This is a genomic window from Treponema sp. R80B11-R83G3 (genome assembly GCF_054786115.1).
Genome location: NZ_BDHF01000011.1, coordinates 30,228 through 54,582, shown reverse-complemented (window position 1 = coordinate 54,582; position 24,355 = coordinate 30,228). Strand labels below are relative to the sequence as shown.

Below are 24,355 nucleotides of genomic sequence, written 5' to 3'. Positions count from 1 at the left end.
CCTGATACCACTTTTGTTAATAAATGCCAACGGGCATAGTACGCATAATTTTACATCTTTTGGAGGATGAAAATGAATAGTAAAAGGTTTGAAATTAAAAAAATTGTTTTCTTGTGTCTTGTAATCGGATTAGGATTATTTCCATGTAAATCCGTCTTTGCGCAAAAAGTCGGTAACACTGATCCGAAAAAAAGTCAGACTCCATCAACGGATCGGTTCAAAGTTTTTAAAAGAAAAGTTTTATTATATACAATGGTCGATGCAAACGAAGATTATGCCAAAAACATTGATTATGTTGAAATTCAATGGAGCAGAGAAACTGTTAATCCGCTGGAAAAATACCTTGCCGAGAACAGAAAAAACTTGAGCGCTGATGTCATAAGTTATTATGAAAAGCAAATTGACACTATAAGGGAAATTGGCCTTGAAAATCTGTGGCGGTTAAAAATGACTTTCAAATACAAAAACCAGCCTGAAAACGGCATTTTAGAATTATCCTACGGTTATAATAATTCGTATAATGATAAAGAAGGCAATTTTAATGATTCCGTGGAATGGGGTTTATTCCCAGACATTACCTTCGGTAATGGTTTTTTGCAATTTGGCGATTATTATTGGAAAAATATATCTTGGTATTATTTTGGAGACATCGATACATACTGGGAGGCACATTCCTTTCAGATAAATCCGTTTACAATGTATTACAATAGCAAAGATGGCATATATTATGGGCCTAGTTATCCTAAAAATGGACAAAATATTTTGAAGATAACTTCATATACTATATCGCTTGATATAGATCTATCAATAATTATTGAGTTGGACGGTTCATTCTTTCCATGATACGATAGGAAAAGTAACGCAACGGTAACACAGCATGTTTGACACATTTGCAAACAGTTTAATTAAGGACACCTGATGAAAAAGCAATGGGTACGATTATTATATGTTCTTGGGCTTGGCGTTTTGCTTCTGCTGATGTTCAAAGTTGGTAATTTTGTAAAATTCTTATTCGTTAAAATATTCGATTTATCTTATGACAGCTTGTCAGCCCAAATTGCGGGAATAATCACTCATGCGGCGGTTTTTATCGTAGTAATCGGCGTGGGGCTGAAAGACCAACGAAAAACTCTTGCCTCGGTTTGTTCTTTCAAGAAGGTAAGCGGCTTGGTTTGGGGCGTGGCGATAATATGTTCAATAGGTTACACATTGTTTGGTTTTTACCTTCATTTTTTGTTTTTTTCTTTTTTATACGGTTGGGATACATACCTTGGAATAACAGAAGGTAATTTTTTCATTAATTTGATTGACAGCGCGATTATTCCGGCGGTTGCAGAGGAAATGCTTTTCAAGGGTATTGTCTTTACAATCCTGAAAAAACATTATCCGACAATAGCGGCAGTTATTATCGCTTCCCTCCTGTTTGCGGTTCTTCACTTGGACCCTATACGGATCATTCCCCTTTTTCTGCTTTCATGTTACACCTTTTGGATTTATCTCCGCAGCGGCAGTCTGATTCTCCCAATGCTTCTGCATTTTACCAACAATTTATTTGCAGATGTATTAATAAGCGAACCTTTTTCCAGTCTTGGCACTTTCTATGCGGCTCTTGTGCTGTTAGGCATTGGTTCGTATATGATGTATAAGCTAAGTAAGGCTGAGAAGGAAAAGTAACGTAACTGATACCACTTTTCTATGGTATGGCTGACGATATCCGGTAACGCACGGTAACTCCACTTTTTGGTATTGTCGTTAGGCAACATTTATACGTTGACCGATAGTGTCTATTGCTCATTGCTCATTGCTAAATAGCGCTAGAAGATGTATGCCCAATAAAATCCTTGAGTACAGTCGGGCAGGCTGCGCACGCTGTAGAAACATCTTTCGGAATTCCCCGCCGGAGAGACTTTGGAATAAAACAAAGAAAATTCAGAGAATAAGAGTTCGGCGACGTACCCTAGATAAAGCCTTCTAACTACTGCTGTTTAGTCGCCGAAAAGGCTCACAGCCAAATAAACGCACGGCGTAGCCGTGTAGATCAATAATGCCGCACGCTGAGAGCACCAAAAAATGCCGCAGTCCCCAATAAAAGCAAGGCCGCCTTTAGGTGGCCGCCAGTGCGAGGCGGGTTCTTCCGAAGTTTTTACAGCGTGCGCAGCCTGCCCGACTGTACTAAATAAATTCTTTGGGCATACATCTTTTAAAACCTACGCACTATATCCACCCCATTGAATATTATTATCGCATGAAGTAAATTAGAATAATAACCAATTTGTTATAAAAATCATAAGGAGGAGTAATTTTGATACTAAAACAATTTATAACAAAGGGGATTATTTTACTAATTTTTCTTTTACTCCCCCTCTCCTGTAAAAAAGAAAACTGGAAATCCGGAATGCCTATCTCAAAAGAGACAGTAAAAATAGGAGTTGTCTACACAACCGACCCTTTCTCTGAAAGTTCCGGTTACGCCTACTCTCATCAGACAGGCATAGAAGAAATGAAAAAAAGCCTTGGTTTGACGGACAGCCAGATACTTTACAGAACCCACATAGATGACACGGATTTAACAAGCGTTGAAAACGCGCACCGCGAACTAATCGCGCAGGGAGCCAATATCATTATTTCAACAAGCTGGGGTTATATTGACACTTGCGAACAACTGGCGAGGGATTTTCCGTCAGTCATATTCGCCGTCATAGGAGATAAACACAATGACACTAACCTTACCAATTACTATGGCAAAATTTATCAGGCGCGTTACCTCTCAGGACTTGCCGCGGGCATGAAAACAAAAACAAATAAAATCGGTTTTGTAACAGCTTGGGGAAAAGATAATAGCGACGTAACCGGCGGCATAAACGCCTTTGCGCTCGGAGTAGAAAAGGTAAATCCCAAAGCGCGAATTTACGTCAAAGTTACATATAGCTGGTTTGATCCAATGGGAGAGGCGTTTGCAAGCCGCGCCCTCATCGCCGCAGGCTGTGATGTCATCGCGCAACACACCGACACGCCCACGCCAATGATAGAAGCTGAAAGGGCAGGAATATGGGGAATAGGCTACAGTACGGATATGAGCGCCGACGCCCCCGCAGCGGTCATAACTTCGGTAATATGGCGCTGGAGCGCGTATTATACATTCCTCGTGCAAAGTGTAATAGACGGCACGTTTACAACCGCCCCTTGGTACGGCTCGCTGAAAGACAGGGTAGTAGACATTACTCCCCTCAATAAAAATATCCCTCTTAACGTGGAAATAGAGCGAATAATTAATGAAGAACGTCTGCGCATTGAAGGCGGCGAGTTTGACGTGTTCAACGGAGTGATGGAAACCAACGACGGCAAAAGTATCGGCAGGGAAGGCGGAAACCTGACCGATGATGAAATCCGTAACGGAATGAACTGGTATTATCGGACGGTGGCAGAATGAAACTATTTACACCGCCGCGTTTAGTATCGCGTAACAATTACCTTCAATTGTTATTTGTGTTTGCCGCATTCGCGCTCATGGCAATCACGTCGTTTCTCTTCATCGGGCGCATATTGCAAAGCCGCCTGTCAAGAGAGGCAAACGGAATTCTGTTTTCCGCCGAATCAAATGTGAGAGCCGGCCTCTCGGAAGCCGAAACAACTCTCCTCAATTCTTATTACATCATACAAAATATGATAGAACAGAACGCCGAACGGCAAGAGATAATTGATTACCTTGCCCTCACCAACGAATGGATTCGCAAACGAGATCAAGGGCTGATGGTTTACGACGGTATTTTCGCGTATATTAACGGGGAATTTTACGACAGCGTTGGACTCAAGGCCGGCTCTGATTTTATTCCGCAGACGCGCCCCTGGTATCAGGTAGGGATACGAAGCGGAAAATCAGTCGCCTTTACCGTCCCGTACAGAGATTGGAGAAACGGGAATACCGTTATGTCCGCAGTTCGGAACATCGACTTAAAAAACGGCGATATGGCTGGAATTGTCGTGCTGATTATTAAGATTGACTGGCTGGTAAAATATGTAGATTCGCTTTCACTTGCGTCAGGCGGCTACGGAATGCTTCTCAGCCAAAACCTGACATTTATGACCTATCCTGACACCGAGTTCATAGGCCGCCAGTTGCGGGATTTAGGAGGCGACTATCGCGACATTGCCAGGAAACTGCGTTCAGGAAAAGAAATGTCCGCCGTCAGAATAAAAAATTCAAACGGCAGTTCAGCAATCGTTTTTTTTAAACGTATTTTTAATAACTGGTATATTGGGATTACAACGCCTCTCTCGCGGTTTTACTACGATCTTTATAATTCCGCGCGCATACTCATCGTGTTAGGGCTGGTTCTCGCCCTGTCGCTGGGCGCAATACTGCTGCGTTTAGCCGTGGCTAAAGGCCGCGCCGTAGAAAAATCCCTCAGCCTTGAACGCGCCCTGTTAAAAACAATGGCGGAACTGGTAGATTGCAGAGATGACGTAACAGGCGGCCACATAGACAGAACGCAGAGGGGAATAAAAATACTGTTAGACGAAATTCGCAAAAATGGCGTTTATAAGGAAATAACAAAAGACTGGGACATAGACCTGATAATCCAATCCAGCCAGTTGCATGACATTGGCAAGATTTCCATAGAAGACAGAATCTTAAAAAAACCCGGCAAGCTAAGTGAAGAAGAATTTAACGAAATGAAAAAGCACACGACGTATGGAGAGCAAATAATTACAAAAATTGAAACAATGACAAAAGAAAACGAATTCCTGAAATACGCGAAAATACTCGCCGTCAGCCACCATGAAAAATGGGACGGCACAGGTTACCCAAAAGGGTTAAAAGAATACGAAATACCATTATTAGGGCGCATCATGACGATTGCCGACGTATACGACGCGCTTGTTTCCGTAAGATCATATAAAAAGGCGTTTACGCACGAAGAAGCCGTAAAAATAATAATGGAAAGTAAGGGAAAACAATTTGACCCCTGCCTTGTTGATATATTTTTGGCGGTTGCCGACAAGTTTAAAAAAGTTATGGAGTGATGCGGATTCATGGTTGCGGGGGCATCCCGTAAGTTTTAATTTTACTGCGAACCACATGAACCAACACAAATAAAAATGCGTATATGTCGCATAACAGTTAATTCATGCCCGTTTTATCGCCAATAACATCCCAACAACTGTCAAATTTGTTGCAAGTGGTACAAGTCCTGCCGTCCTTCGCATCTGGGAATAATATCTTTTCTATTGCTGCCCAATCCGCGTAAGATGAGTTTCCCCGTTCTTGAATTAGCGGGCAGCCCAAAGCAGCGTCGTCTATATATAAATCCGCGTGTACTTTTGGCGATTGCGTCCATTTTTTTTGTTCGGGGTCTTGATTCACGCCGTAAAGGGGAATGTCATTTTCCTTAAACCAGTTTACGGCTTCCTGTAATTCAACTCCGCTTCTCATGGTGTTTAAAATTAGCAAATGATTCGCCGCGACCAGTTTTTTAAGAACTCGAACAGCCCCTATGTCTTTCCCGATTTCAGGATATTCATGCGTAACGCAAGTGCCGTCAAAATCTATAGCTATTTTCATGTTACTTAAAAATTACCCCCATGCGCCGAATAAAACGTCTTTTTTCCTGTAATTTGTCCCGTCGATTAAATTTAACACGATATTTGCCGGCGTGTATTGAATTAAATTTGTTATTAACGACGGCTTCTCCTCCATGTCTTTTAAAAAAACATCATTACGAATTGCGGTTATCTTGGACGGGGTTTCATTAAATAATTTTCTCATAACTACTGCGCTTGTGTTTTGGACTGTCGATGTTTCATCCGATAAATCTTTTGTCAGTATATTAACCTTGTTATTTGACAGGACTTTCATATTTTTTCCCGAATAATATGATTCTATGGCATGCATTGTTTGAATGCGGCAGAGAAATTGAACTTCATTTTTGGGCGTTCCGTCTGAAATTATTAATGCCGGTAAAAAGTATGTTCCGCAATCATTACAATAAACACGGGTATCAAGCCTGAATTGTTCGGTATTATTTTTGAATCTTGAGTCATGTTTTGGTTTTATATAATAGTCCGACAGATCCTTAAATGAGTATATTTTTCCGCAAGTGGGGCATATTGAATAGTTTATCAATTTTATTTTTGTATTCGGTATTTCAATATTTCCCATCCCCTGTTCTTTGTTTTTTTGTTCTATATCAGCTAACAACTCTTCTCCGTTTTTTGTCGCGGACAATCTGCACATGGTAACATCTTTATTGAAAATTCCGTACATGCCATCATTTGGTTTACGTAATGTCAAGTAATCCTCAAAATCCTCTAAAGTTTCAAATCCGTTTTCAAAACGCTTGCTATTGTATTCAGGAGTTTTTGCAATAACAGATAATATTTTTCGCTGCGCTTCTTTTTTTTCAAAACGGGTAAAACGCCCTGTATCAAGCATATCTTTATTTAACGCATGTAAATCCTGTAAAGACATATTACGGTATACTTTTTTTCTTATTTCCGCGTTTTCATCTATAAGAGCCTTTGACAATTCATTTTTATCAATTTTCCATAATGAATTTTTGAGAACCTTATCATCAACGTCCGCAATATTGTCAAAAGTAAAAATATCATCCATATTTCCGCCCCTTTATAAAATATATAAAATTTAAGTCTTTAATGTAAATCCGTGTGAACGCATGGTTTTTCTTTTTTTACAAATCTTTTGCGAGTTTGGGGCAAAACCGTGCGTTAACGCACGGTTTTTATCTGCCTTTGTTGGAAAAACAGTGCGTAAACGCACTGTTTTAAAGTTTTTTATGTTAATCACCATGCGTGCCGTCACTTTTCTTCTTCTTATTTTTCATTTTTAAATTGACAGAACAGCAAACTAATATTAGTATGTAATAAACATACAAAGAAGGTATAACTACGGATACAAAGCAATCATGGGTCGAGAATAAGGAATTGCGGGACAAATATTCTTATTTTCTCCGGGCCATCGATAGTAATTGGAAGCAGTTTAGAACTGTTCGCCCAAAAGGACAGTGAAAAGGAATAATGTTGTTTAACATATTAACAATAGATCATATATTTTTATAAGGAGATATATTTATGAGTGAAGAAATGAAAACGGTTATGACTGTATATTTGCGCGATAACAAGCTTGAAAGATTCGCGATAAGTCATCATAACCCTGAAAATGCGGATTTTTATTGTAGAACCATAAACGATCTTGACACTAAAGACGGATTAACGGTTCTTGCCAAAGTAATAAATGCGGATACCGAATACAAATTAAGTGATTTTACTAAATTACCTTTTAATGTTTTCTTAAAAATGACTAACGCAGCAATACAGAAAGTATTAAGAGAGGTTGATTCCCAGGAACTCGCGAAAGCCCTAAAAGCAGTAGATAAAAAAGTGCAGGATAAGATTTTCGAGAATATGTCAAAAAGGGTGGCATCAATGTTACAAGAAGATATGGAATATATGGGACCGGTTCGGTTAAAAGATGTTGAGGAAGCTCAGGAAAAGATTTTAAACATTGTAAAAGAATTAGCGGCTGTCGGTGAAATTGTGATTGAGGAGTTGGTAATATGAAACGGGAAGAATTTTCAAAGAAATATTGTGAAACGGTGAACCGGACAATTGAACTTTCCAAGCAGTTCAAAGAAGAGGGATTTTGGAGGTTTGGATATAATTTAAACAATGAAATGGTCAATAACAGGGATATATTTGAATATGGCTTGCGGTTGCTTGCTGATGATTATGAAAGGGAATTTATTGACAAAGTGCTGTCTAACATTATTGAACAGGAAAAAGACGAATACGCGCGGATGCTGAAAAAAATTCAAAAAGAAGCCGTCCTCATGGTTCAGGAAGGAACAAAACCTCGGTTGATACGCCCCATGCTTAATTCATATTCGGATTTTAAATTAGATGAACCTTTTGAAAAATCTTCCAATGTATAATCACAAAGGAGATATTGATGAATGATGAAATGAGCGCGGTCATGACTGTATATTTGCGCGACAACAAGCTTGAAAAATTCAAAATAAGTTATCATAACCGTGACAATGCGGATTTTTATTGTAAAGCCATAAACGATCTTAACATTGAAGGCGAATTAAAGGTTGTCGCCAAGGTAATAAAGGCGGATAGAGGATATACGTTGGACAAGTTTTTTAAATTACCTTTTGATATTTTAATATATCTTGATGACAGAGCAATACAGAAAACGCTAAGAGAGGTTGATTCCAAGGACGCTGCATTAGCCTTAAAAATAACAAGTAAAGAAGTGCAGGATAAAATTTTCAAAAACATGTCAAGAAGGGCGGCTGAAATGTTAAAAGAAGAGATGGATTATATGGGACCGGTTCGAATATCAGATGTTAAAGCCGCTCAGGAAAAGATTGCAGACATTGTAGAAAAATTAGAAACTTCCGGTGAAATCATAATTCCTTTAGCAAATGAAGAGGAGTTGGTAGTATGAACCGTGAAGAATTTTCCAAAAAATATTTTGAAACAGTAGAACGAACAATTAAAATCTCTGAAAAGCTCAAAAGAAAAGAGAAAATCAATGAGAAGTACAGAGAAAAAGATATAGTCGAATTCGAAGATGATGTCGAACACGAAATATATTATTGGGATTTTACAGATGAAATTGACAAAAAAACAGCCGAAACAAGAGATGTATTTGAATATGGCTTGCAGTTGATTGATGATTATGAATGGGATTTTGTTTCTGATGATAATGAAAGGGAATTTATTGACAAAACGCTCTCAAACATTGTTGAACAGGAAAAAGACGAATACGCGCGGACATTAAAAAGAATCCAAAAAGAAGCCGTTCTCATGATTCTGGAAAGAAAAGAACCTAAGTTAATATACCTCATGCTTAATTCATTTACGGATTTTAAGTTAGACGAACCTATGTTAATAGACGCCATGCTTAATTCAATTTCGGATTTTAAATTAAACAGACCTTTTTTTGTTAAATCTTCTAAAGACTCTCTTGATTTTGATATTTTAAAGGACTAAAAAAGGAGACGCATATGAAAAGCCGTAACATTATAATTTCATTGCTACTATGCCTGTTTGTTCCGTGCGCCGTTTTCGGCGGCGGAAGTAGTGAAAGCAGTTCTTCACAGAAAGGCAGTTCTTCATCTGCAAACAGCACTTCTTCACAGAAAAGCGCTTCTTCATCTGCAAGCGCTTCATCATCATCTGCCGTTAAATACTGGGACGGGGACGGGGGCAAGGGCAAGAGCATTGCCATACTCGCCCCCAGCGGCAACGGCCTTGCCAAAGAGCAGGACTATATCCCTTCATTGGTGCAGGGCGAGTTTGTCAGCAACTTTTCAGGCTTTTCCGCCATAAGCGTATTGGACCGCCAAAGTCTAGACGCCCAATACGCCGAACTGCTGTCCGGCTATTATGACGACAACGCGCAGGCAAGTAAGGATTTAGGTAAGCTGTCCCCCACCGATTACATCATGGGCGGGAAGATTACCAAAACTGCCACAGGCTACGCCATGCAAATCAGCATAACCAAAAGCGCCGACAAAATGACGGCGGCTTCGTATTCGGGAACTATGACCTTTACGGAACTGGACAACCTCAGCGGAGTGCGCCGCGTGTCTCTTGAGCTGTTGCAAAAGATGGGGGTAAAACCCACCGAGTTGGCAAAAAAGGAACTTACAGGCGCGGCGGCGTCAAACCAGATAAACGCGCAGACCGCCCTCGCGCAGGGCATTACCGCCCAAAAGCAGGGGACCGAAGTCGCCGCCCTCAGTTACTATTTTCAAGCCGCTACCTTTCAACCGACGCTTGCGGAAGCGGCAAACAGGTCTTCCATATTGGCGGCTAACATTTCCAGCGGCAACATAGGCGACAACATCCGCAACGACATCGTGTGGCGCAAGGCTTGGGTAGACCGGCTTACCGAGACCGAACAGTATTTTAACAACTTATTTAAGACTGGTTCCCAGCCCCATACCCTGTATTACTCTACCAAAATAGAGCAGGGTGACATCGACTTCAAAAAGGAAACCGTTTCCCTGAGTTTTGACGTGTACCTTCACCCTTCTCAGGTATGGGCGGCTGCGGCAGAGAACGCGTTGAATACGGTATATGAAGGCCTTAACGCCACCAAACGGAAAAAAGAATGGGGGCTTAGCGATTGGCCTTATAGAACCGATTATTCATCTAATGATTTTGATGATAGGAAAGATCCCAATTATATTCGTTCACGTAATGCTGGTGATGTTCTTGATACGACCATTACCAAATTAAAAACTTTTAACATGGGATCTAAAAAATTCACGATTAGGGCGGAACTACTTAACGACCGTAATCAGGTGATAGGCTCGCGTGATTTTACCTTGGAAAGCGCATGGAAATGGGGGAAAAGTGGTGATAGACCGACAGGTGATGATAATCGACGCTTAACGTTTTATAACTACGATAGCACGAGAGGGAATTATGACAGATTCTACAGGCAGATTGTAGAGTTTACCGGTGTCAAAGCGGATGATATTACCGACCGGCTGACCATACGGATCGCCACGGTAAACGGCGTTGACGCGCAAACCGCGGCACAAAACGGCGCGCTACAAATACAAGCGGTTACAGATGCCGAGTTTAATAAGCAAAGGACATACAACCTTTACTTTTCCAAAGGTGTCTGGGAGGTTTCTATCGACTTTGGCCACAGAATTAAATATTTTGCTGGATACGATCCAAGCAATTTTATCAATCCAGAACTCGTACAGTTCTTAACAAAAAGAGAAAATGGCAGTTGGGACTATGATAGTTGGGGCAAGTCGATTACAATTCCAGCAAACGTATGGGGCGAGCCGGTAACAGGCGTCCGTTTTGGTTTTCTTTTCGAAAAAATAATTATCGGCGGTAATTTAATTCTTCTTAGTGATGTTAGTGAATATAATTATGATTATGTTCTTAGTTTTCCTAAATCATCAATTAGGGAGTTTATTTCTTATTACAACAGTAACGGTAAAAAAGCGGGCGTGTACGAATACAAAAAAGGACTTGTACGGGACTCATGGACATATAAATCAAAGTAAGACAGATATGAATTTGACAAAAAAGGAGACGACATGAAAAGCCGTAAATTTATAATTTCATTGCTATTATGCCTGTTTATTCCGTGTGCCGTTTTCGGCGGCGGAGGAAAGGAGAGCGGTTCTTCACAGAAAAGCGCTTCTTCATCTGCCGTGAAATACTGGGACGGAGACGGGGGCAAGGGCAAGAGCATTGCCATACTCGCCCCCAATGGCAACGGCCTTGCTAAAGAGCAGGAGTATATCCCCTCATTGGTGCAGGGCGAGTTTGTCAGCAACTTTTCCGGCTTTTCCGCAATAAACGTATTAGACCGCCAGAGTCTTGACGCCCAATACGCCGAACTCTTGTCCGGCTATTATGACGACAACGCGCAGGCAAGTATGGACTTAGGGAAATTGTCCCCCACCGATTACATCATGGGCGGGAACATCACCAAAACCGCCACAGGCTACGCCATGCAAATCAGCATAACCAAAAGCGCCGACAAAATTACGGTAGCATCATATTCGGCAACCATAACTTTTGCGGAACTGGACAACCTCAGCGGCGTGCGCAGGGCGTCTCTTGACCTGTTGCAAAAGATGGGGGTAAAACCCACCGAGTTGGCAAAGAAGGAACTTACAGGCGCGGCGGCGGCAAACCAGATAAACGCGCAGACCGCCCTCGCGCAGGGCATTACCGCCCAAAAGCAGGGAACCGAAGTCGCCGCCCTTAGTTACTATTTTCAAGCCGCCGCTTTTCAACCTGCACTGATAGAAGCGGCAAACAGATCCTCCATATTGGCAGCCAACATTTCCAGCGGTAACATAGGCGACAACGTCCGCAACGACATTGCGTGGCGCAAGGCTTGGGTAGAACGGCTTACCGAGACCGAACAGTATTTTGCCAACTTATTTAAGACTTCTTCCCAGCCCAATACCCTGTATTACTCTACCAAAATAGAGCAGGGTGACATCGACTACGAAAAGGCAACCGCTACTCTGGGTTTTGCCGTGTACCTTCACCCTTCCCAGATATGGGCGGCTGCGGCAGAGAACGCGTTGAATACGGTATATGAAGGTCTTAACGCCACCAATCGGAAAAAAGACTGGGGGCTTAGCGATTGGCCTTATAGTACCGGTACTATTCGTGATGGTGATGTTGTTCTTGATAAGACCATTACCAAATTAAACCCTTTTAACAGCGGATCTAAAAAATTCACGATTAGGGCGGAACTGCTTAACGACCGTAATCAGGTGATCGGCTCGTGTGATTTTACCTTGGAAAGCGCATGGAAATGGGGGAAAAGTGGTAATAGACCGGAGAGGGGTGATGATGATAAGCGACGCTTAACGTTTGATAACGGCATGAGATGGGATTATTACATAGATGAAATATATCGCAGTAGAATAGCGGCGGAAAAAATAATAGACTCCCGTCAGGGGAAAATAATAGACTCCCGTCAGATTGTAAAGTTTACCGGCGTCAATGCGGCTGATATTACCGACTGGCTGACCATACGGATCGCCACGGTAAACGGCGTTGACGCGCAAACTGCTGCACAAAACGGCGTGCTGCAAATACAGGCGGTTGCGGATGCCGAGTTTAATAAGCAATTGATAAGCTCCCTTTTCTTTTCCAAAGGCATCTGGTCGATTCCTTATGAATTATCCCGCATAAATCTTGCTGAAAGCGATCTTATCAATTTTATCAATCCAGAAATCAGAACGCTCATGTCAGACCAAGTTTATTGGCTCAGGTCGGTTACAATTCCGGCAAGCGTATGGGGCGATCCGGTAACAGGCGTCCGTTTTGGCATACTTTTCGAAAAAATAATTATCGGCGGTAATTTAATTCTTTTTAATGACATTACAAATCAATATAAAAAAGCTTATAATCTTGCAAATTCATATCAATATAATTATACCCCCCCAAAAGATATGACTCCTGAATTAATGGAGGAGTTTATTTCTTATTACAACAGTAACGGTAAAAAAGCGGGCGAGTACGAATACATGATTGGATTAATACGGGACTCATGGAAATATAAATCAAAGTAAGGATGCAGTGCCGGGTGTGACGCCGTTTTTTGGAGGAAGACATGGAGAATGACGATGAACTTGTAGTCGCGAAAGCGGAAGACAAGAAGATAAAAATGGAATGTTTTATAACTAAAGACGGGATAGAAAGAAAAGCGGAATTGGAAGACATACTTCCTTTAATTCACGAACCGGCGCTTCAATATGTTTTTAAGCCTGACGTTTATCTGGCGGGCGCCTTGGCGTTTGCGACAGAGAAAATAAAGAACATGGCTTACCGCAATTTGTCACGGCGAATCCGCAGTCAAATTGAGGAAGGCGTTAAAAATGTTGAGTCCTATTATAAAAAGAATGACCGTTATCTGCGGGAAGATAGGGCAAAATTAATATCTTATATCGGAGAAACACAAGGATGGAACTTTTTTTTCCCAGAGTATATTGTCTGGAGGAAGACGAAATCTGAAAAAGATATGTCTCCTGTTGAAAAAATAATAAAAGAAATTGAAGAAGCGCGCGATTCCGAATCAGGACGGCTGTCTATACATAACCTTGATAAATTTTCGAAAGATGACATACACTGCGCGTTTGAAGAGTTTCAAACTCGGCGGAATGAATTGCAAAAGATAAAAACTTTAGATATAGACGTGAAATATTTGCCTGCCTTCGCCTTGCTTTTTGAAACAGGGGCAATTGAGGAGCTGGATATTTCCGGTGAATTCAAAGGAACATGGCCGTTGTTTTTGGAGAACTGCCGGACATTAAAATCAATCAGCCTAAGCATATACGCAAATAAAGGAACAGCCGAATTCCCGACATGGATACGTAATGTTGTTTCCTTGCAGTCTCTCTCTATTAACACGGGATTATATGGAAGATCAGGCATTGCAAGTATTCCCGATTGGATTGGCGATCTGCAATCTTTAACGTATCTTAGGATCGATTGTGGTCATAATAATTCAATAACATTACCCGACAGCATTGGCGGCTTAAAGAATCTTACAGAACTCTACATTTACTATTTAGCGGCGGAAAAACTGCCTGATTTTATTGGCAGTCTGTCTTCCTTAAAAAAGCTCTACTTGTATGACTGCGAAAATTTAAAGACATTGCCCGATAACCTTAGTAATCTGACAAATTTGGAAGAATTATATTTGTACAAAACTTCTATTGAAAAATTACCTGAAAGTATTGGCGCTTTGATAAATCTCTATAATTTTTCTTTAACAAACAATAAAAGCCTAAAATATCTTCCCGACGGCATTGGCGCTCTAAAGAACCTCGCCAGACTTGATCTTAGCTATCTTGGAATAGAAAAACTTCCCGACAGCATTGGTGATTTGTCATCCTTAACTAATTTTACGTTATCCAATTGCGAAAATTTAAACGCGTTACCCGATACCTTTGGCAATCTGAAAAATATGGTGAAATTTTATCTTGACAACTCTCCTCTGGAAAAACTGCCGGACAGCATTGGCGATCTTGCCAATTTGTCTGAACTCTACCTAATCGGAACTAAAATAAAATGCCTCCCCGACAGCATTGGCGCCCTAAAGAAACTGGTCAAACTTGATCTTTGCGATTCAGCAATAGAAAAACTCCCCTGTACAATTACAGACTGCCCCTCTCTGGAATTTATATTCGCATACAGAACAAATATCAATTCATTTCCCGATTTCGCGCCTACAAAAATTACCTTCTTGCGGTCAATCGCGTTACTGCCAACAAAAAACATTTTTTCCTACCGTACTTTTTGCAACTGTTATTTCAAACTGGCCCAAATCATATTACAGTTTCATCAAAAAGCAAGACGCGAAGGCCTTTTGGCGCTTGAAGATGAAATAGGTAATTATTACGATGATTTTTTCATTCAGGGAATCAGGCTTGTGGTTGACGGGACGGACGCGCAGGTGATTAAACATTTACTTACGTTATCAATTGAACGCGAGCATGGCTATTACAAAAAGAAGCTGATGGAAATCGCGTTTGAAGGGATTATGGACATTCAAAGCGGTACAAACGAATTGCTCATTGTTTTTAAACTTGCCACGCTGGTTGACATAAAAAACAATCCCTTGAACACAGCCATCGCGAAATACTTTATGGGCGACATCGGCGCTCTTAACAATATTGATTTTAAGTCGGCAATACAGCCGGAAGAAGAACGCGAAGAAGTACGGTTTATAAAACGCGCCATGAATTTGTGTGAAACAGCGCGCAGGGAAGGCTTGCTTGCCCTTGACAATTTCCTTGATCAAGACGGCATAGAGGCAAGAGACGTTTTTGAATACGGGCTTCCCATGATAATTGACGGCTGGGATAAAAAAGATATAGACGCAATCCTTGATGAGCTGATCGCCCTTGAAACCGATCCCGTGCTTAAAAATATCGCTATCGCGAAAAAAGACGCGATTAAAATGATCCAAAGCGGTGAAAATCGGCGGATATTATTAATGACCTTACTGTTTTATTTTGATGACAGCGTTAAAGAAGAGCTTTTGTCTAAATTTGATCCATCCGACATTTAATAACAGGATTATACCTTAACGTAAACTTAAGATTATGAGATTGAGCAAGAGCAATATGATATATTTCCGATATATTACAAGAGGCGAGGAATGCTATTTATGAAAATTCGTTTTTCATGGGAAATCCAAGATGGAAAGCTTTCGTTTGATACTGGCCGTCTGGTAATCTATAATGGTTACTCTTTCCACGCCAATAATCCGAGTATGGATCACAACGACTGTATCGGTGCGCTTGCGTCTAAGATAAAAATGGACAGGGCAAGTCTGTTGGGCAAAGCCTACCGCTTCTACTGGAGGCGTCTTGGTCAAGACGAGTTACTAGTTAGTCCAGTACGAAAAATCGACGAAGATTGGGTCTACGGCCATAAAGACGAGTTCAATGAGGCGATAGATCGGGAGTTCGGCAGAAAAATTAATAAAAAGGTTAATTAAATATTTCTGTTTGATTAATATTTTTCTTGTTCATTTTGTCTCCTTTAATTCCGTCTGTAGCGCGCGTTTATGGTCTAAAGTCCATCCCTGTCCAAGCAATAATAGTTTTTGTTTCTTTCACAATAGAGTTGTTCGGAAACTTCAGTATCCGAACAACTTATTATAAAAAAATATACTAATCACTTCAAGATGACCATCGGCACTACGATAGCGGCAATAAGCGCCACCAGCAGTGGTAAAATTGTCGAGAACAATTTATCCCTCCAATCGGAAGTTGTCGCTTTGCCGATGTTTATCATGATCCAGCGGAAAACCCAGCCAACTAAATATCCTACAAACGCGGACGGAATCCTAAGGAGAAGTTTTATAATTGAAAAGGAGTTATGCATCACAAGTAATGAAATTACTTCAGCGCCGACAAACGCAATTATGGAAATAATTAAGAATTTCATTAAAAAGCCGCCGCCTGCCCCGGACGCTCTTCTCCTGTCTTCATCAGTCTCTTGATTGATTTGTTGATACGCATCACATTTTTCCTGTGTAGGTTTACCCCGGCCCAGTTCAGCCGCTTTACTTCCGGTATTCGCGGTGCATTGATAGCTATAGTCACTGTCATTACTGATTTTCTTTAAATACTGACAAGAACTGCACCGGTCATCCGGGCATTTGTTGAACCTATAATCACCAATACCCCAATACTTATATGTCTCTGCCATAATTTACCTTTGCGTTTTAAGTCCGCATGACTATTACGTTTCTTTAACCGTTCGACGAACAGTTTTTTTATAGGGAAATTATCTCATAACGGTAAATATCGGAGTAGAGTGTGAACGCACGGTTTTTGCTTTTTTTACAAATTTTTTGCAGGTTTTGTAAAAACAGCGCAAGTGGTGTCACTGTTGAGTTTACCTTGATAAATACAATGGATTGTGGTAGTATATATAATATAGCGTATAAGAGGAGATTATTGTGGCGCTTGAAAGGGAATTTGATTATTACCAGAAAAATATGACGGAAATTCGGGAAAAGTATCTCGGCAAAGAAATCGTCATTGTCGGGGATCAAATAATCGCAGCTTATGATAATTTAGAAGAAGCCTATACGGAAACTGTAAAGTCCTACAAACCCGGAACTTTTATGCTCTATCAAGTGCCGGTAAACATGGAAGACGAAGTTGCCACCCTCTCGCCCTTCGGTATCTAACATGGCAGATTCAAAACACGCGGCAATTTCATATTATTTTGAAAACAGGTAAAACAGGCTTATTATCCCCGTACAACTTTACTCTTATCCGTTTAATTCCATGCTGACGGTATCTGCAAACGCTCTTTGGGACACCGGCGCAACGATGTCGGCCATTACTCCTGAAATTAGAGACAAACTCAAAGCTGAAACGATACATACTTTTAAGGATAAAATAGATTTTTCCAAAAGACAGAATGAACCATGAGCAATAGCATCAAGTGAAGAAATGAGAAGCAAGCAATGTTAATTACAGTTTCATCAATTCCTGACGCGTGCTTGCGCCTGTTTTAAAATAAATGTTACTGATGTAATTTTCTACGGTGCGCAGGCTTAAACCGAGGGTTTTAGCAATGTGCTGGTTTGTCTTGTTTCGTTTTATCAAATGCAATAGTTCCTGTTCACGTCTGGTAAAGCGGGCGAGGGCGGCGGAGGCTTCCTGTGGTTTTTCATTGTTTCCGTCAAGGACATACGTTTCCCCGCGCAGAACCGCGTCAATCGCTTCAAGCAGTTGCGCTTTTGCGCTGGACTTGGCAATATAGCCTGCCGCTCCCATGTGAAGAGCTGTCCGTATGCGGAAATCGTCTTCAATTACCGAGCAAACCAGTACCGGAGGGGGTGATATATTTTTCTCGCGGCAGAAATCTTTCAGAAAGAGGATAAAGTCCAGCCCGTTTTCTTCACCTAACATTATGTCAAGGATAATAAGATGAGGCAGAGGGGATTTCAGATATTTCGCGGCCACGGCAAGAGATGTCGCTTGCCCGCATACGCGGAAGCGGCCTGTTTCTTCAAGGCAGGAAGCAAGCCCGTAATTTACCAGAGGATGATCGTCAATCAATAATACGTTCATTTTATTCATAGTATTGCTTTTATTTTACAGGAAATTCGAGGCATACTAAAGCCCCTTCATTCGGTATGCTGTTTATTGTAAGACTGCCGCCGAGTATTGCGGCGCGTTTTTTCATTCCGCTTATGCCAAGCCGTCCCTGGCTATTATCGCCTTGCGCGTCAAATCCTTTTCCGTCATCTTGAATGCCGATGTACATTTTTTGCGGATTGGAGCGTATTACAACAACCGCTTCCGAGGCATGTGCGTGTTTTTCAATGTTGATAAGGGATTCTTGCACTATGCGGTATATTTGCAGTTGCTTTTCCTGATTCAGAAAATCAAAATTGACGCCTTCCGTTATTTCGGCGCGGCAGTCAATTCCTGCGCGTTTTTTGAAATTAAAGCATAACTGCCGCACTGCATCGGCAAGCCCCAATATGCGGAAGTCCGGCGGAACAAGAGTGCTGCAAATTTCATGTAACCGGCTTATCAACCCTGACTGCGCTTCGGCTGTTTCGGCGCATAGTTTTTCCCTTTCATCGTCTTCACGCGTCCGTCCGATCTTGTCCATTCTCAAAGAAAGATAACGCAGATCCTGCGCCACGGTGTCGTGCAGTTCGCGGCTAATCCTTCCACGCTCCTCTTCCTGCGCTATGAGAATAGCCTGCGAAAAAGCGGAATTTTCCGCTTCCCTGTCAAGCGAGCGCGCGAGCGTTTTTCTCATAATTAAAGCCGCCGCCGCCGCGAGCGTTATAAACAGGACAAAGACCAAAGACAGGCGGAAATACGCAACGCCGGGAAAACGCTCAATTTCCGTATCCAGCGCCAGCCATTGCGCAAGCGTTTCGTTAATTTTCCCGAAAAGAAAAGCCGCTTTCTCCCTGTCTTCCATGACGGCGGATTCACGGAAGCTGCAAACCATGCCGGTAATGTTTTCCAATGAATACGCGCTCGCATTGTCCGCTGGAAGCAGCCGGAGTATGCGGTATGTTTCCGAATGACCAAACGCCTCCATTGTATCTAGGAAGGAGTCAAGGGCATTAAGCATGGGCTGCGTTTGTCCGCCTGCAAGAAAAAGGCGTTCAATGTCCGTCCACTGCCGCATTATATCCGGCACGGTAATATCCTGCCCGTACGCGGGAGAAATGAACAATGAGAAATTAATAATGAGCAATGAGCAATGAAAAAAACATATTCTGACAATCTGCTTCATAATAACCCCTATGGCGGTTTACGACGTTCCGCCACAGGCGGAATGTAGAGTCTGACCACTCATAAGTGGTCAGACCGTAAACCGCTGAGATAAGCGACGTTTCAATGTCGCTTATCGTGATAGCATCTGCCGTTTTAATGGCGGATGCTATCATTATATACATTTTCATTTTATTGGTGTAGGCTTCTTTTAATGGAAAGAGAAGAAAGAAAAATGAAAAAAGGAAAGACTCATCTTTACTGGATACGGCTCATTGTTCTCATTTTTCTTGCGGCGGCGTTAAACTGCGGATTGTCTACCTTCCTCTCAATTTTTAAAATTCCGTTGTTTCTGGATACGGTGTTTAACGCGGCAATATGCTTCACATTCGGCCTGTTGCCCGGCCTTTTAACCATCGTTGCCACCCAAATACTGGCAAGTCTTTTTTGGAGCGGTTTGTCTCCGTTTATTCTGTGCAGTATTGCGGAAGTGGTATTGGTATGGTGGCTGAACCCTGATTATCCTCTGGGTGCTACGCACCCAATGGGAGCGGCGCATACGGTGGGTGTGGCGCAAGAAAAAAAATCCGCCGCCTTCGTTACAATTTTAGCCGGATTGCTGCTTTTATACATTGTATGCCTTATTACCATTAGCGTTTTAGGAGGGCTGATTGATTTTTTGTATTACGGTATATGGCACAACCCCAAGCCGTATTTAAGCACTGTGGACATACTTAAATTAGGGCTTTCAAGAAGCGGCATCCCGACGCTTGCGGTGGATATAGTCTCGCGCATTTCGATAAATACGGTGGATCGTTTTATTGTTGTTTTTGGCGGGTTTTTTATTTCTATGGGAGTGAAGAAAATTATCAGAGAAAAATGATGAATGAGCAAAGAGCAATGAAAAGAGAAAAATAGACAAATAAAAAAGGCATATAAACCCGTAAGAGAATAACTTGTTGGAGAGTGGAGGATTCGAACCTTCGAAGGCTGAGCCAACAGATTTACAGTCTGCCCCATTTGACCGCTCTGGAAACTCTCCGTTTTTATGACACTATATTTATATAAAAGAAAAAGAGTTTTGGCAAGGGGTTTTAACGCTTTTTTTTAATCCCGTCTATTGCCCATGAATTTAGGACATTAAGCCGCTTGGAAATAGCGGAATCCATGTCTATCTTTGACGCGACAAAATCAGAAATATCAGCTCCGGCGATACTGTATACTAAAATGCCCTCCTGAATCGGTTCAAAATAAAGCTGGGCTATGAATTTTTCTTCTTTAATTACAGGAATAAATAAATAACTCATATTGCGGAAATTAGTCAGGGTATAGCGCAAGCCGTTTTGAATCAGAGACATTTCCGCGCGATAGTAAGTGTTTCCAAAATTGACGTCTTTAAGCCTGATATAAACGGTCTCATTTCTTGGCAGCGTTTTTGCCGGAGGCGGGTCGGGGATTGCGGTTGTTTGCCTGTCGCTGACGATTCGATTCGCTTCTTCAAAAAGAGGGACAAGCTGTTTTCTAGTATGAGAATTGTACAGCCTCCCCCTAAGATCGCCGATATTTCCCAACGCGTTGTATACGTCAAGAAGGCTAACAGAACCGGAATTTCTCTGGAGAACCAATATTGATTCTACAAGAAAGCCCGGGTTTTTACGCAATACATTATTAACAATTTGAGTATCCAGTTTTGAGTTTTGTCCGTTTCCAATAATGACAAAACCGCTTGTTTTTTGACTTGATTTCACATAACCGGATTCTTTAAAAGCTAAAGTTTTTATATCCTGATTGAGATTTGGAAAAACGTCATTAAATGCGCGTAATTGGGCAAAAATGTTATTTGTAAAAAATAAAAATAAAAGCAAATAAAATATTTTTCTCATTTAATACGCGCCTCTGCCTATAAGTACTACGCCAAAAGTTTTAAATATTATCCAGAAATCCAGCCATACTGACCAGCTCTGTTGATAATATATGTCATAAGCGACCCTGTCGAGGTAATTGGAGTCCGATCTTCCCGAAACTTGCCAAAGGCCGGTTAATCCCGGTCTTACGGAAAATACCATGTTAAAATCTTCCCCGTATTTTTCTATTTCATTGTCTACAATAGGACGCGGGCCGACAAGGGACATTTCACCTTTTAAAATATTGATAAGCTGGGGGAATTCGTCAATGCTTGTACGGCGTAAGAATTTGCCGATTTTGGTTATCCTTGGATCATTATGCAGTTTTTGATTTTCTTCCCATTCTTTTTTTATTTCAGGATCTGTTTCCAATAAATTCTGCAAAATTATATCCGCGTTTTCCACCATTGTGCGGAATTTATAAGCGTAAAAGTGTTTGCCGTTTATGCCAAGTCTTTTATGTTTATAAAGTATGTCGCCGGGCGAATCTAATTTAATTATTAACGCTATAATTAAAAGAAACGGTAAGGCTATAATACCGCCAAAAATAACTACGCAAATATCCATAAACCTCTTAATTATAAGGTTAAAGGGCATATTGAGCTTATTGCTCGCGTCAATTCCAAGGACGCCGCTAAAATCACGCACGGACATCCAAATACTTGATATATTATAAAAGTTTGGAATAAGCACGTTATAACGGAATGCGCGTACTGACGTATTTTGAAGACGTTTTAATTTTTGCGGGTCAAGAGACGGCATGGCTACAATTGCCATTTTTATATTGTACCGTTTTACAATTTCAGGACCTGCGGAAGTATCGTGAATTATTGGGATGCCTTTATATTCGTCATCTCCCAGGGGGTTATCGTCTAAAATAAGAACGGGCGCATAACCTGTTCTAATGCTTCCCAAAAGGCAATCGGTAACCAATTTTCCCGTTTTTCCAGAGCCGTAAATTACCGTAGGGATGCCGCCCAGTTTTGTTTTATGCAAAAACCAGTGAGTCGCGCTTCTGATTGTCAGAAGGATAATTGTTGAAAATATTCCGCTTATTAAGAATGCGGTATTGACCGCATCCCATCTGTCATTTTCGATAAATCGGGACATGGTTATGCCGCCATAAGCGATTAATGAGCCGATAAAAAACCTTCTCATTTCTTCAGAGGGGGCAAGGGAGACTCCCGGATACAGCTTATGAAGCTGGAAAATAAGAATGAAGGCGGGAAGATACGGCCAATATGTAATAAATGACTTTGCGTTAATACTGGCATAATTATTGAGAAACCCGTAAATTCTTACCCAAAAGAATCCCCACGCAAAAGATAACATAACCGCCAAAAGGTCGGAAAAAACAAATGCCGCCGCCGTAAGCGCGGAGCTGGTTCGGCGGTATCTTGTCCTGTACCATATATCAAATTCGGCGAGAGTCATTTATATTTAATATAACTTAAATTAAAAGGTCTTTCAAGATATTAATTAATAATAAAAATTAACTGAAAGACCAAACTGGCCGCCAAAAGCTTTTTCGTTATTGATATAAGCGTTATTTAAAGAATAAATCCCGGAAATGTCACCTTTTATTGTTATATATGAATATATCTTCCATTGGGCGGCAAATGACAGTATATATTTATTTTCAACAATCCCCCAAGGCGTTTTTTCTCTGTTATAAGGAGGGCCATATTCAAAATCCCATTTTACGCCGTCCTTATTGTGTTGTCCGCTTAATATCCATGAAAATAACGCGCTTAGTTTGATAATATCATTTTTGAAGAAATCCGCACCCGCGTAAATTGCAATTGTGTCTCTTGGATATCCGATATAATTATAGTAATAACGGTCAGGCGCCCAAGCCAAATACCTCATGTGGATGTAACTCGCAAAAGGAGACGCTAATATATGAAGATACGGATCGGTGTAAAAGAATTCAACGTAAAATAAAGAACCCCATGAGTTAAAAGAATGAGCATAACGCAAACCCGCCATGTAACCGAGGGCGTTTGGCGGTTGCCCCTCAGGGCTTATGCTGAGTTCATGTTCTGTTGCAAAGTCGTTCATTATAAACTGACAGTAAAAAGCAAGCGAGTCCAGAATATTCCAATTAACTTCAAAGCTTAAAAGGGATCCTACCATGTGATCATAATTTTCTTGCCAGTCGTCATAATTCCACCATGAAAAAAATGAATGATATACGCTCATTGGATTTAAAAAACGCAATTCAGGGCTTGAATTGCCTATTAGCGCTCCTTCCATTATCCCGAATGAAACTTTATTAAAAAAGGAAATATCAATGCGATGAAGGTATAAATAACGTTGCGTCGTTCTTTTTAAGTCATTATCCCCAATATTTACATTAGAAGGTACTATATCATCAGACAGCGCGAGAGGCAGATGGCTTACAAGAAATGAATACTTGAAAAATTTAGAGAATAAAGACAGCCGCATAAAATCATGATAATCCGGGTTATCCATTATGGCGAGATTTCCGTTTTGCCCCGTGCCATAAGACAAACGGTCCCTTCCAATTTGGAAATTCCAAAAAGGGCCGCCAACGGCTAAAAATGCACGTAACGGGATATTTAAATCACATGGATAATAAGAATCGATGGGAATATTTACGCCAAAATAATCTAATTTTTTATAATCTTCCGGGTCCATAGCGTACATCGGTTCAAGATAGAGCGTTACAGAATCGGAGAAAAAAAATCTTAATGGGAATGAAAGTACGGCGGGAGTTTTTGTATTTTGAGGATGCCATGATATTTCAGAATTAAACCTAGTTCTTGTTTCCAGCGTGGAATTAATATTAAGAAAAAAAGTGAAAAAATCGCCTGATATGTTTATTGGAGCGGTTGGATTAAGGCGTTTTTCCAAGCGGTAATACGCCTGTAGCGCGGCGGGGGAGAGGAGGGATGCGTCAAGTGAATTTAAAAAAGTTTGAATTTCATGAGGAGCGAATGGCGGGGTAAATGAAAGGATTGAATTTCCCGATTCTACGGAAAGGAAGCGAAGGTCGTCCAATACCGGATCGTCCGCTAGAATCATGTCATAAGGAATTGAAAAAAGATTAAAAGACGAGAAGAAAAATATTAGAATTAAAAAAGAGAGAGCCGCCTTCATAAAGGCAGTGTAGCATAATGTTTAAAT

Annotated in this window: 22 protein-coding genes, 1 tRNA gene and 1 pseudogene; 14 read left to right on the top strand and 10 right to left on the bottom strand. The window is 41.1% G+C overall.

Annotated features, from left to right (window positions below):
- The first annotated feature begins 72 nt into the window (after positions 1-72).
- From ACYVRH_RS02970 to ACYVRH_RS02955, 4 genes are all read left to right on the top strand, one after another.
- Complete coding sequence (locus tag ACYVRH_RS02970) at positions 73-843, top strand: hypothetical protein (protein ID WP_461255444.1); 771 nt, start codon at positions 73-75, stop codon at positions 841-843.
- A gap of 75 nt (positions 844-918) precedes the next feature.
- Positions 919-1,674, top strand: coding sequence for a lysostaphin resistance A-like protein (locus ACYVRH_RS02965; protein WP_461255443.1), 756 nt, complete (start codon positions 919-921; stop codon positions 1,672-1,674).
- Between the two features lie 628 nt (positions 1,675-2,302).
- Positions 2,303-3,430, top strand: a complete 1,128-nt coding sequence (locus ACYVRH_RS02960) for a BMP family ABC transporter substrate-binding protein (RefSeq protein ID WP_461255442.1) — start codon at positions 2,303-2,305, stop codon at positions 3,428-3,430.
- Complete coding sequence (locus tag ACYVRH_RS02955; RefSeq protein ID WP_461255441.1) at positions 3,427-5,025, top strand: HD domain-containing phosphohydrolase; 1,599 nt, start codon at positions 3,427-3,429, stop codon at positions 5,023-5,025. Before ACYVRH_RS02960 ends, ACYVRH_RS02955 begins: the two co-directional genes overlap by 4 nt.
- Before the next feature lie 97 nt (positions 5,026-5,122).
- Here ACYVRH_RS02955 and ACYVRH_RS02950 read toward each other — a convergent pair whose 3' ends face one another.
- Together ACYVRH_RS02950 and ACYVRH_RS02945 are read right to left on the bottom strand one after the other, a co-directional pair.
- Positions 5,123-5,563 carry a hypothetical protein gene (locus ACYVRH_RS02950; protein WP_461255440.1) on the bottom strand — a complete coding sequence of 147 codons (441 nt, stop codon included), beginning with the start codon at positions 5,561-5,563 and terminating at the stop codon, positions 5,123-5,125.
- A 12-nt stretch (positions 5,564-5,575) separates the two neighbouring features.
- On the bottom strand, positions 5,576-6,613 hold the full coding sequence (locus ACYVRH_RS02945; RefSeq protein WP_461255439.1) for a FliG C-terminal domain-containing protein: 1,038 nt from the start codon (positions 6,611-6,613) through the stop codon (positions 5,576-5,578).
- Between the two features lie 683 nt (positions 6,614-7,296).
- On the opposite strand from ACYVRH_RS02945, the pseudogene ACYVRH_RS02940 reads away from it, so the two are divergent.
- The 8 genes and pseudogenes from ACYVRH_RS02940 to ACYVRH_RS02905 form a co-directional block, all read left to right on the top strand.
- A pseudogene (locus ACYVRH_RS02940) lies at positions 7,297-7,578 on the top strand (FliG C-terminal domain-containing protein); the annotation flags it as partial.
- Positions 7,575-7,949: a hypothetical protein gene (locus ACYVRH_RS02935; RefSeq protein ID WP_461255438.1), complete on the top strand. Its 375-nt coding sequence runs from the start codon at positions 7,575-7,577 to the stop codon at positions 7,947-7,949. The pseudogene ACYVRH_RS02940 and the gene ACYVRH_RS02935, both read left to right, overlap by 4 nt.
- A 17-nt stretch (positions 7,950-7,966) precedes the next feature.
- Positions 7,967-8,470 carry a FliG C-terminal domain-containing protein gene (locus tag ACYVRH_RS02930; RefSeq protein WP_461255437.1) on the top strand — a complete coding sequence of 168 codons (504 nt, stop codon included), beginning with the start codon at positions 7,967-7,969 and terminating at the stop codon, positions 8,468-8,470.
- Positions 8,467-9,018, top strand: coding sequence for a hypothetical protein (locus ACYVRH_RS02925; RefSeq protein WP_461255436.1), 552 nt, complete (start codon positions 8,467-8,469; stop codon positions 9,016-9,018). The genes ACYVRH_RS02930 and ACYVRH_RS02925 overlap by 4 nt, the downstream gene beginning before the upstream one ends.
- 14 nt (positions 9,019-9,032) lie before the next feature.
- On the top strand, positions 9,033-11,063 hold the full coding sequence (locus tag ACYVRH_RS02920) for a hypothetical protein (RefSeq protein ID WP_461255435.1): 2,031 nt from the start codon (positions 9,033-9,035) through the stop codon (positions 11,061-11,063).
- Between the two features lie 33 nt (positions 11,064-11,096).
- Positions 11,097-13,100 (top strand): hypothetical protein, encoded by a 2,004-nt coding sequence (locus ACYVRH_RS02915; RefSeq protein WP_461255434.1) that lies wholly within the window; start codon positions 11,097-11,099, stop codon positions 13,098-13,100.
- Between the two features lie 41 nt (positions 13,101-13,141).
- Complete coding sequence (locus tag ACYVRH_RS02910) at positions 13,142-15,604, top strand: leucine-rich repeat domain-containing protein (RefSeq protein ID WP_461255433.1); 2,463 nt, start codon at positions 13,142-13,144, stop codon at positions 15,602-15,604.
- Positions 15,605-15,703: 99 nt separating this feature from the next.
- Entirely contained in the window at positions 15,704-16,036 is a 333-nt protein-coding gene (locus ACYVRH_RS02905) for a hypothetical protein (RefSeq protein WP_461255432.1), read from the top strand.
- A gap of 179 nt (positions 16,037-16,215) precedes the next feature.
- On the opposite strand, the gene ACYVRH_RS02900 is transcribed toward ACYVRH_RS02905, so the two are convergent.
- On the bottom strand, positions 16,216-16,752 hold the full coding sequence (locus tag ACYVRH_RS02900; protein WP_461255431.1) for a hypothetical protein: 537 nt from the start codon (positions 16,750-16,752) through the stop codon (positions 16,216-16,218).
- A 253-nt stretch (positions 16,753-17,005) separates the two neighbouring features.
- Between ACYVRH_RS02900 and ACYVRH_RS02895 the strand changes: the two genes are divergently transcribed.
- A complete protein-coding gene (locus tag ACYVRH_RS02895) occupies positions 17,006-17,239 on the top strand; it encodes a DUF5678 domain-containing protein (protein WP_461255430.1) in 234 nt (77 codons plus the stop codon).
- A gap of 289 nt (positions 17,240-17,528) precedes the next feature.
- Here the strand turns inward: ACYVRH_RS02895 and ACYVRH_RS02890 are convergent, their stop codons facing one another.
- Genes ACYVRH_RS02890 through ACYVRH_RS02880 form a run of 3 tightly spaced genes read right to left on the bottom strand, consistent with a single transcriptional unit; the run spans position 17,529 to position 19,492 of the window.
- Complete coding sequence (locus ACYVRH_RS02890) at positions 17,529-18,140, bottom strand: response regulator (protein ID WP_461255429.1); 612 nt, start codon at positions 18,138-18,140, stop codon at positions 17,529-17,531.
- 10 nt (positions 18,141-18,150) lie between these two features.
- A complete protein-coding gene (locus ACYVRH_RS02885) occupies positions 18,151-19,227 on the bottom strand; it encodes a sensor histidine kinase (RefSeq protein WP_461255428.1) in 1,077 nt (358 codons plus the stop codon).
- A 43-nt stretch (positions 19,228-19,270) separates the two neighbouring features.
- The gene (locus ACYVRH_RS02880; protein ID WP_461255427.1) at positions 19,271-19,492 is read right to left on the bottom strand and encodes a hypothetical protein; all 222 of its coding nucleotides are present in this window, start codon (positions 19,490-19,492) and stop codon (positions 19,271-19,273) included.
- A 23-nt stretch (positions 19,493-19,515) separates the two neighbouring features.
- Here ACYVRH_RS02880 and ACYVRH_RS02875 point away from each other — a divergent pair, with 23 nt between their 5' ends.
- Positions 19,516-20,184: a hypothetical protein gene (locus ACYVRH_RS02875; protein ID WP_461255426.1), complete on the top strand. Its 669-nt coding sequence runs from the start codon at positions 19,516-19,518 to the stop codon at positions 20,182-20,184.
- 77 nt (positions 20,185-20,261) lie between these two features.
- Here ACYVRH_RS02875 and ACYVRH_RS02870 read toward each other — a convergent pair.
- The 4 genes from ACYVRH_RS02870 to ACYVRH_RS02855 form a co-directional block, all read right to left on the bottom strand.
- Positions 20,262-20,343, bottom strand: a tRNA-Tyr gene (locus ACYVRH_RS02870).
- 52 nt (positions 20,344-20,395) lie between these two features.
- Positions 20,396-21,184, bottom strand: a complete 789-nt coding sequence (locus ACYVRH_RS02865) for a DUF6675 family protein (protein ID WP_461255425.1) — start codon at positions 21,182-21,184, stop codon at positions 20,396-20,398.
- Positions 21,185-22,639: an undecaprenyl-phosphate galactose phosphotransferase WbaP gene (wbaP, locus tag ACYVRH_RS02860; RefSeq protein WP_461255424.1), complete on the bottom strand. Its 1,455-nt coding sequence runs from the start codon at positions 22,637-22,639 to the stop codon at positions 21,185-21,187. It abuts the gene before it with no gap.
- A gap of 45 nt (positions 22,640-22,684) precedes the next feature.
- On the bottom strand, positions 22,685-24,328 hold the full coding sequence (locus ACYVRH_RS02855) for a capsule assembly Wzi family protein (RefSeq protein WP_461255423.1): 1,644 nt from the start codon (positions 24,326-24,328) through the stop codon (positions 22,685-22,687).
- Positions 24,329-24,355 lie beyond the last annotated feature (27 nt).

Bases quoted from the DNA above. Each gene is read 5' to 3' on its own strand.
- ACYVRH_RS02955 (WP_461255441.1), top strand. From the start codon at position 3,427: ATGAAACTATTTACACCGCCGCGTTTAGTATCGCGTAACAATTACCTT.
- ACYVRH_RS02855 (WP_461255423.1), bottom strand. From the start codon at position 24,328: ATGAAGGCGGCTCTCTCTTTTTTAATTCTAATATTTTTCTTCTCGTCT.
- ACYVRH_RS02950 (WP_461255440.1), bottom strand. From the start codon at position 5,563: ATGAAAATAGCTATAGATTTTGACGGCACTTGCGTTACGCATGAATAT.
- ACYVRH_RS02880 (WP_461255427.1), bottom strand. From the start codon at position 19,492: ATGAAAATGTATATAATGATAGCATCCGCCATTAAAACGGCAGATGCT.
- ACYVRH_RS02965 (WP_461255443.1), top strand. From the start codon at position 919: ATGAAAAAGCAATGGGTACGATTATTATATGTTCTTGGGCTTGGCGTT.
- ACYVRH_RS02905 (WP_461255432.1), top strand. From the start codon at position 15,704: ATGAAAATTCGTTTTTCATGGGAAATCCAAGATGGAAAGCTTTCGTTT.
- ACYVRH_RS02945 (WP_461255439.1), bottom strand. From the start codon at position 6,613: ATGGATGATATTTTTACTTTTGACAATATTGCGGACGTTGATGATAAG.
- ACYVRH_RS02935 (WP_461255438.1), top strand. From the start codon at position 7,575: ATGAAACGGGAAGAATTTTCAAAGAAATATTGTGAAACGGTGAACCGG.
- ACYVRH_RS02865 (WP_461255425.1), bottom strand. From the start codon at position 21,184: ATGAGAAAAATATTTTATTTGCTTTTATTTTTATTTTTTACAAATAAC.
- ACYVRH_RS02915 (WP_461255434.1), top strand. From the start codon at position 11,097: ATGAAAAGCCGTAAATTTATAATTTCATTGCTATTATGCCTGTTTATT.
- ACYVRH_RS02910 (WP_461255433.1), top strand. From the start codon at position 13,142: ATGGAGAATGACGATGAACTTGTAGTCGCGAAAGCGGAAGACAAGAAG.
- ACYVRH_RS02925 (WP_461255436.1), top strand. From the start codon at position 8,467: ATGAACCGTGAAGAATTTTCCAAAAAATATTTTGAAACAGTAGAACGA.
- ACYVRH_RS02930 (WP_461255437.1), top strand. From the start codon at position 7,967: ATGAATGATGAAATGAGCGCGGTCATGACTGTATATTTGCGCGACAAC.
- ACYVRH_RS02900 (WP_461255431.1), bottom strand. From the start codon at position 16,752: ATGGCAGAGACATATAAGTATTGGGGTATTGGTGATTATAGGTTCAAC.
- ACYVRH_RS02875 (WP_461255426.1), top strand. From the start codon at position 19,516: ATGGAAAGAGAAGAAAGAAAAATGAAAAAAGGAAAGACTCATCTTTAC.
- ACYVRH_RS02890 (WP_461255429.1), bottom strand. From the start codon at position 18,140: ATGAATAAAATGAACGTATTATTGATTGACGATCATCCTCTGGTAAAT.
- ACYVRH_RS02970 (WP_461255444.1), top strand. From the start codon at position 73: ATGAATAGTAAAAGGTTTGAAATTAAAAAAATTGTTTTCTTGTGTCTT.
- wbaP (WP_461255424.1), bottom strand. From the start codon at position 22,639: ATGACTCTCGCCGAATTTGATATATGGTACAGGACAAGATACCGCCGA.
- ACYVRH_RS02920 (WP_461255435.1), top strand. From the start codon at position 9,033: ATGAAAAGCCGTAACATTATAATTTCATTGCTACTATGCCTGTTTGTT.